At 69.2% G+C, this 2388-nt stretch carries 2 protein-coding genes and 1 pseudogene; 1 reads left to right on the forward strand and 2 read right to left on the reverse strand.

Annotation, left to right across the window (positions count from 1 at the left end; translation table 11 throughout):
• Both AC1D2K_RS33515 and hemN read right to left on the reverse strand, forming a co-directional pair.
• Positions 1 to 139, reverse strand: a pseudogene (locus AC1D2K_RS33515) (sulfite exporter TauE/SafE family protein); the annotation flags it as partial.
• A gap of 91 nt (positions 140 to 230) precedes the next feature.
• Positions 231 to 1643: an oxygen-independent coproporphyrinogen III oxidase gene (gene hemN / locus AC1D2K_RS33520; RefSeq protein WP_478094596.1), complete on the reverse strand. Its 1413-nt coding sequence runs from the start codon at positions 1641 to 1643 to the stop codon at positions 231 to 233.
• 124 nt (positions 1644 to 1767) lie between these two features.
• On the opposite strand from hemN, the gene AC1D2K_RS33525 reads away from it, so the two are divergent.
• The coding region (locus AC1D2K_RS33525; protein WP_478094597.1) for a cyclic nucleotide-binding domain-containing protein at positions 1768 to 2388 on the forward strand (621 nt) is incomplete at its 3' end.

Below are 2388 nucleotides of genomic sequence, written 5' to 3' on the forward strand. Positions count from 1 at the left end.
GCGCCAGCGCGGCGACGCCGCCGGCGGGCGCGCGCACGATGCGGATCACCCCCGCACACGCGGCGCCGCACATCGCGACGCAGTGCGGCCCGCCGGCCAGCCCCATCACAAGCGCGGTGGCGGCCAGCGCAGCCTGCATGGCTCAGTGTCCGCCCGGCCGCCCGAAGGGCGCTGAGCACCCCCTTGGGGGGCAGCGATACGCGAAGCGATGCGCGTGGGGGCTTCTCATGTCAGACGATGCGCGAGAAGCGCGTTCGATTGCGGTCGGCCTGCAGGTAGCGGTCGAACACCATGGCGATCGCGCGCACGAAGAACCAGCCCAGGGGCGTGACCTCGATGGAGCGGTCGCCCAGGGTCACCAGGCCCTGCGCCGCGAGCGGTTCGAGCGCGGCCAGTTCGGCCGCGAAGAGGTGCTCGAAGTCGATCAGGTGGGCCGCGCCGACAGCCTCGAAGTCCACCCGTCCCTGGCACATGATCGCCATGATCACGGCGCGCCGCAGCACGTCGTCGCGCGTCAGCGCCAGGCCGCGCACCACCGGCAGGCGGCCCTGGTCGAGGAGGTCGTAGTATTCCTCGAGCGTCTTCGCGTTCTGGCTGTAGGTGGCGCCGATGCGGCCGATCGCCGACACGCCCAGGGCCACCAGGTCGCAGTCCGGCTGCGTGCTGTAGCCCTGGAAGTTGCGATGCAGCCGGCCCTGCCGCCGGGCGACCGCCAGCGCATCGCCAGGCAGCGCGAAATGGTCCATCCCGATGTAGACATAGCCCGCGGCGGTGAGCGCGGCGATCGAGCGCGACAGCATCTCGACCTTGGCGCCGGCATCGGGCAGGGCTTCGGTCGCGATGCGGCGCTGGGCCTTGAAGCGCTCGGGCAGGTGGGCGTAGGCATAGAGCGCGATCCGGTCCGGCCGGAGCGCGCAGACCTGCTCCAGCGTGCGGTCGAAGGACGCGGGGCTCTGGCGCGGCAGTCCGTAGATCAGGTCGACGTTGACCGAATCGAAGCCCAGCCCGCGGGCCACCGCCATCAGGTCGAACACCTGCCGGGCGGGCTGGATCCGGTGCACCGCCTTCTGCACTTCCGGGTCGAAGTCCTGGACGCCGAAGCTCAGCCGGTTGAAGCCCAGTTCGGCCAGCGTCACGAGGCGCTCGCGGTCGACGGTGCGCGGGTCGATCTCGATCGAATGCTCCCCGTCCGGCGACAGCGTGAAGGCGCCGCGAAGCATGGCCATGAGTTCCCGCAGGCCGGCATCGTCGAGGAAGGTCGGCGTGCCGCCGCCCAGGTGCAGCTGGCGGACGACCGCGCCGCGGCCGAGCTTCTCCACCTGCAGCGAAATCTCGCGGGACAGGTAGTCCAGGTACTCGCGCCCCTTGCTCTTGTGCCGGGTCACGATCTTGTTGCAGGCGCAGTAGTAGCAGAGCGATTCGCAGAACGGGATGTGCACGTACAGCGACAGCGCCCGCGCGCTCGCGCCGGCCCCGCCGCGCTGCTCGAGGGCCTGCGCGTAGTCGTCCGCCGTGAAGGCGTCGACGAAGCGATCGGCCGTGGGATAGGACGTGTAGCGCGGGCCGGCGCAGTCGAAACGGCGCAGTACGGTGGACGGCGGCGCCAGGGCCGGCGTGAGGACGGGAGCGGAGGGGGGGTGCATCGCGGGCGGCGGCAAGGGCTGTGGTGTGTCACTATGCCGCCGTCACGATCTGCAATCATTGACCTGCATCAAGCATCCACCCCACTCCCCGTCGGACAATCCCTCCATGACCTCGACTGCATCAATGAAACCCGAAAATATCAAGGTCGCCTGTTCCAACTGCAATCTGCGCGAGCTCTGCATGCCGGTGGGCCTGAATCCGGGCGAGCTGCAGCGCATCGACGACATCGTCGCGACGCGGCGCAAGATCAAGCGGCGCGAGACGCTGTTTCGCAACGGCGAGGCCTTCACCTCGCTCTATGCGATCCGCACCGGGGTGTTCAAGACCCGCGTCACCAGCGAGGACGGCCGCGACCAGGTCACGGGCTTCCAGATGGCGGGAGAGATCATCGGGCTCGACGGCATCGTCAACGACCAGCACACCTGCGACGCCGTGGCGCTGGAGGACTCCGAGGTCTGCGTGATGCCTTTCGAACGCATCGAGGAGCTGTCGCGCGAGATCACCGCGCTGCAGCGCCACGTGCACCAGATCATGAGCCGCGAGATCGTGCGCGAACACGGCGTGATGCTGCTGCTGGGCAGCATGCGGGCCGAAGAGCGGCTCGCCGCCTTCCTGCTGAACCTGGTCCAGCGCCTGCACGCGCGCGGCTTCTCGCGTTCCGAGCTGGTGCTTCGCATGACCCGCGAGGAAATCGGCAGCTACCTCGGGCTCAAGCTCGAGACCGTGAGCCGGACCCTGTCGAAG

This window comes from Variovorax sp. P1_H12_2 (assembly GCF_056405335.1).